Source organism: Deferrisoma palaeochoriense (assembly GCF_054656955.1).
This window is the reverse complement of record NZ_BAAHXI010000114.1, coordinates 1-5,542: the sequence shown is the minus strand read 5'-3', so window position 1 is coordinate 5,542 and position 5,542 is coordinate 1. Positions and strand designations below refer to the sequence as shown.

Here is a 5,542-nt window from a genome sequence, read left to right as displayed (position 1 = left end):
AGCCCCACGCAAGGAGACCACCATGGGCGATTTTTTTCGGCTGAAGGAGTACCGGACCGACGTGAAGACCGAGGTGATGGCCGGCATCACCACCTTCCTCACGGCGGCCTACATCGTGTTCGTGAACCCGGCGATCCTGTCGAACACCGGCATGGACAAGGCGGCGCTCATCACGGTGACCTGCCTCGTGTCGGGACTCGCGACCTGGCTCATGGGGCTTTGGGCCAACGCCCCGTTCATGATGGCACCGGGCATGGGGCTCAACGCCTACTTCGCCTTCAGCCTGTGCCTCGGGCAGAACGTGCCCTGGCAGACGGCGCTCGGGGTGGTGTTCCTGTCGGGGGTGTTCTTCCTGATCCTCACCTGGGTGGGCATCCGGGAGCGGATCATCGAGAGCATCCCGGCGAACCTCCGGCTCGCGGCCAGCGTGGGAATCGGGCTTTTCATCACGTTCATCGGGATGCAAAACCTAAAGCTCATTGTGAAAAACGACGCCGTGCTCGTGGGGCTCGGGGAACTGACCCCCTCGGTGCTCCTCGGGCTCGGCGGGCTCTTGCTCATGGCCGTCCTCGAGTCGCGGAAGATCAAGGGTTCGATCCTGATCGGCATCCTGGCCACGGCCGTGGCCGGGTTCGTGCTCGGCATCGCCGACCCGCCGTCGGCCCTGGTGGCCGCCCCGGCGTCCCCCGCCCCGGTGGCCTTCCATCTGGACATCGCGGCGGCCGTGAGGCCCGCCCTCTGGGCCGCCATCTTTTCGTTCATGTTCGTGGACCTCTTCGACAGCCTCGGCACCATGCTCGCCGTGTCCTACGAAGCCGGCCGGGTCACCGAGGACGGGAAGATCCCCGGGATCGGCCGGATGCTCACGGCCGACGCGCTGGCCACGGTGTTCGGGTCGGTGCTCGGCACGTCCACCACCACCACCTACATCGAGTCGGCGGCCGGGGTGGCCGAGGGCGGCCGCACCGGGCTCACCGCCATGGTCACCGGCGCGCTCTTTCTCCTGGCCCTCTTTTTTAGCCCGCTCATCGGCGCCGTGCCGCCCTTCGCCACGGCCCCGGCGCTCATCATGGTGGGCCTTTTCATGATCCGGGGCATCCACCGGATCGACTTCCAGCGGTTCGACGAGGCGCTGCCGGCGTTTCTCACGATCATCCTGATGCCGCTTACCTACTCCATCGCCACCGGGCTTCTGTTCGGGTTCCTCGCGTACGTGGTGCTCAAGGTCCTGACCGGGCGGCTTGGCGATCTCAACCCCGTGCTCGTGGGCATCGCGGTGCTCTCGCTCATCGATCTCCTGGTCTGATGCAGCGGTTCGACCTCCTGGAGAAGAAGATCCTCCGCAAGGCCGGCCAGGCCATCGCGGAGTTCGGGATGATCGAGGAGGGTGACCGGGTTCTGGTGGCCCTGTCGGGAGGCAAGGACTCCTGGACCCTCCTGCACGTGCTCGAAACCCTGCGGCGCCGGGCCCCCGTGCCCTTCGAGGTCCACGCGGTCACGGTACACCCGGGGTTCCCCGGGTTTCGCACCGAGCCCATCGAGCGCTACTGCCGCGAGCAGGGATTTCGCCACTGGGTGGAGCCCTCCCGGATCTACGAGATCGTCGAGGCGAAACGCCACCCGGGCACGAGCTACTGCGCCTTTTGCTCGCGGCTCCGGCGCGGCGTGCTCTACGGGATCGGCCGGCGGGAGGGGTACACGAAGATCGCCCTCGGCCACCACGCCGACGATCTCATCGAGACCCTGCTCCTGAGCCAGTTCTTCACCGGGGAGATCAAGAGCATGCCGCCCCGGCTCACGGCCGAGGACGGCCGGAACGTGGTCATCCGGCCCCTGTGCCGGGTGTTCGAGGAGGACATCCGGGCCTACGCCCTGGCCCGGGAGTTTCCGGTGGTGTGCTGCGGATGCCCGGTGTGCGGGGTGGAGGACCAGAAGCGCAAACGGGTCAAGGCGCTCCTTCGTGAGCTCGAGGCCGAGCACCCCGGCATCAAGGCCAGCATGCTCTCGAGCCTGGGACGGGTCCGCCGGGGCTACCTTCTGGAGGGCGCCGGCCCGTGAACGACTGGGGGGTGTTCCTCGCGGCCCACGCGGTGGTCGCCCTTCCGTGTGGGGCCCACCTGGTGCTTCGGCGCCGGGATCCGGTGGCGACCCTCGCCTGGCTCCAGGCGGTGCTGCTCCTGCCCGGGTTGGGCGTTCTCCTCTACCTGCTCTTCGGCGCCGACCGGATCGAACGCCGGTGGCGCCGGCGCCGCCGGAAGGCGGGGGAGATCCTCCCGGACGACCGGCCGATCGAGCCCCACCTGGTGCACGCCCCGCCCCCGGATCTGCCCCTGGGGGCGGCCGACACCCTTCGGGTGGCCATCGCCTCGTCACACGTGCTCCCCACCACCGGAAACGCCCTTCGGGTGTTCGACCGGGTGGCCGAACTCTACGACGATCTCCATCAGGCGATCTCCCACGCCGAGCGGTGCGTGCATCTAGAGTACTACATCTGGCAGCCCGACGAGACGGGCCTCGCCTTCCTGGACCTCCTCGCACGAAAAGCCGCCCAGGGGGTGGAGGTGCGACTCCTCCTGGATGCGGTGGGTTCCCGGAAGCTCTCGGCGGCCCACCTGGAACCCCTGACCGCCGCCGGCGGGCGGGTGGGGTGGTTCCTGCCGCTACGGGGCCTCGCCCGGGGCGGCGTCCTCCATCTTCGCAACCACCGGAAGATAGCGGTGGTCGACGGCCGGGTGGCCTACACCGGGGGGGTGAACATCGGCGACGAGTACCGGGGCCGGTGGGCCCGAAAGCCCCCCTGGCGCGACACCCATCTTCGGGTGGAGGGTCCGGCCGTCCACCAACTCCACCACGTGTTCGCCGAGGACTGGCACTTCGCCACGGGCGAGGACGTGGTGGCCCCCGAGCGGTTCCCTCCCCAGCGGGCGGCCGGTTCGGCCACCGTGCAGGTGGTGGCAAGCGGCCCCGACGACCCGGCCCGGGCGATCCACGCGACCCTGTTCCACGCCATCGTTTCGGCCCGCCGGCGGGTCTGGATCGAGACCCCCTACTTCGTGCCCGACGCACCCATCCTGACCGCGCTGGCCACGGCGGCCCGCCGGGGGGTGGACGTGGAGATCCTGGTGCCCCAGCGCACCGACCACCCCCTGGTGGATCGGGCCGGGGAGAGCTTCCTGGCCGACCTTCTCGACGCCGGGGTCCGGGTGTTCCGCTACGAGCCGGGCATGCTCCACTCGAAGCTCGTGGTGGTGGACGGCCGGTGGGGCATGCTGGGGTCGGCCAACATGGACATCCGGTCGTTCCGGCTCAACTTCGAGGTGAACCTCCTCGTGCTCTCTCCGGACCTCGCGGCCCAGATCGAAGCGGTGTATCTTGCGGACCGGCGCGTGGCCACCCGGTTCACCGCGAACCACGTGGCCGCCGCCGCCTGGCCTCACCGGGTGGTGACGGCCGCGTGCCGGCTCTTGTCGCCGGTGCTGTAGGTGGCCCCGCGGCCGGGCTGCGAGGGGGCTGGGAAGCCGGTGCGCTGGGTCCGGGTACGGGGGCCGGGCCGGCGCAGAAATTCCCCCGGGACCGATCAATTTTCACCTCGGAGATCCGGGGTGTGCCCCGGGCACGGGTGAACACTGCCGCCCATTCGCGGCACCCCGGGAAGCCGTCGAGCGGAAGACCGACGACCGGGGACCGCCGACCGCCTCGCCGGTAAAGAACTTGCATGCAGCGCCCCGACCAGGGGTATCTCGTTCACGATCCAAAACGGGAGGATGACATGAGGCCGTATTTCGAAAGGATGCCCGAGTTCGGTCAGCCCCTTTCCGAGCGCCAACTGAAGGCCTCGGAGGAGAGCGTCCAGGAGATCCGCAAGGTCGAGGCCGAGCTCGCCCAGGAGGTCGAGCGGGTCAAGAACGCCGGCATTCCCCAGAAGAAGATCAACGACCGGGGCCAACTGACGGTCTGGCAGCGTCTCGAGTACCTGGTGGACCCCGGCACCTGGTGCCCGCTCCACACGCTCTACAACCCCAAGGAGAACGAAGAGGGCACCACCGGGGTCGTGGACGGGCTCGCGAAGATCTCCGGCAAGTGGGCCGTGGTGATCGGGTTCGACAACAAGGTGCTGGCCGGCGCCTGGATCCCGGGTCAGTCGGAAAACATCCTCCGGGTCACCGACATGGCCAAGCGCCTGAACGTGCCCCTCGTGTGGCTGGTGAACTGTAGCGGCGTGAAGCTCAACGAACAGCACCTGGTGTACCCCGACCGACGGGGCGGCGGCACCACGTTCTTCCGCCACGCGGAACTCCAGAAGCTGGGGATCCCGGTGCTCGCGGCCGTATACGGCACGAACCCCGCCGGCGGCGGGTACCAGGCCATCAGCCCCACCCTCATCGTGGCCCACAAGGACGCCAACATGGCCGTGGGCGGGGGCGGGATCGTGAGCGGGATGAGCCCCAAGGGCTACTTCGACGAGGAGGGGTGCGAGGCCCTCATCGAGGCGACCCGGAAGTTCAAGGAACTCCCCCCGGGCCGGGTGGAGATTCACCACGACGCCACCGGGTTTTTCCGGTACGTGGCCGACACCGAGTACGCGGTGCTCGACATCATCAAGGAGCACATGCGCGAGATGCCGGCCTACGCCCCCCGGTTCTTCCGGGTGGCGGAACCGGCACCGCCCAAGTTCTCGCCCGAGGAGATCGAGCGGATCATCCCGTTCAACCAGAAGCGGACGTACAGCTTCGAGGAGGTCCTGGCCCGGCTCGTGGATGGCAGCGAGCACATGGAGTTCCGGCCCGACTACGGTCCCGAGGTGTACTGCGGGCTCGTCAAGGTGGACGGGTTCCTGTGCGGGGTGATCGGCAACCGCCAGGGGTTCCTGCCGCCGGGGTACCCGGAGTACGCCGACTACCCGGGCATCGGCGGCAAGCTTTACCGTCAGGGCCTCATCAAGATGAACGAGTTCGTGACCCTGTGCGGCCGGGACCGGGTCCCGATCATCTGGTTCCAGGACACCACGGGCATCGACGTGGGCGATCTGGCGGAGAAGGCCGAACTCCTGGGCCTGGGACAGTCGCTCATCTACTCCATCGAACAGACCGACGTGCCCATGATGCTCGTGGTCCTCCGGAAAGGCACGGCCGCGGCCCACTACATCATGGGGGGCCCCACGGCCAACAACCACAACGTGTTCACCCTGGGCACCCCCACCACCGAGATCTACGTGATGCACGGCGAAACCGCGGCCGCGGCCACCTACGCCCGCCGCCTCGTCAAGGAGCGCGACGCCGGGAAACCGATCCAGCCCGTCATCGAGAAGATGAACCAGCTCGTCCAGGACTACTACGAAAAGTCCCGGCCGATCTACTGCGCCAAGATGGGGTTCGTGGACGAGGTGGTGCGGTTCGCGGACATCCGGCGGTACATGGTGGCGTTCGCCGGGGCGGCCTACCAGCACCCGAAAACGATCTGCGCCCACCACCAGATGATCACCCCGCGGATCATCAAGGGGTGAGAAAGGCTGGGAGGCTAGAAGGCTAGGAAGCTGGGAAGC

The 5,542-nt window shown here is 68.3% G+C and carries 4 protein-coding genes; all 4 read left to right on the top strand.

Annotated elements, in window-relative coordinates:
• Nucleotides 1-22: 22 nt before the first annotated feature.
• The 4 genes from ACYQ8L_RS17950 (at nt 23) to ACYQ8L_RS17935 (ending at nt 5,503) form a co-directional block, all read left to right on the top strand.
• Nucleotides 23-1,306 (top strand): NCS2 family permease, encoded by a 1,284-nt coding sequence (locus ACYQ8L_RS17950; protein ID WP_459943193.1) that lies wholly within the window; start codon nt 23-25, stop codon nt 1,304-1,306.
• Nucleotides 1,306-2,058 (top strand): tRNA 2-thiocytidine(32) synthetase TtcA, encoded by a 753-nt coding sequence (gene ttcA / locus ACYQ8L_RS17945; protein WP_459943192.1) that lies wholly within the window; start codon nt 1,306-1,308, stop codon nt 2,056-2,058. The genes ACYQ8L_RS17950 and ttcA overlap by 1 nt, the downstream gene beginning before the upstream one ends.
• Entirely contained in the window at nt 2,055-3,482 is a 1,428-nt protein-coding gene (cls, locus tag ACYQ8L_RS17940; protein WP_459943191.1) for a cardiolipin synthase, read from the top strand. Before ttcA ends, cls begins: the two co-directional genes overlap by 4 nt.
• A 287-nt stretch (nt 3,483-3,769) precedes the next feature.
• Nucleotides 3,770-5,503 carry an acyl-CoA carboxylase subunit beta gene (locus tag ACYQ8L_RS17935; RefSeq protein ID WP_459943190.1) on the top strand — a complete coding sequence of 578 codons (1,734 nt, stop codon included), beginning with the start codon at nt 3,770-3,772 and terminating at the stop codon, nt 5,501-5,503.
• The last annotated feature ends 39 nt before the right edge of the window (nt 5,504-5,542 follow it).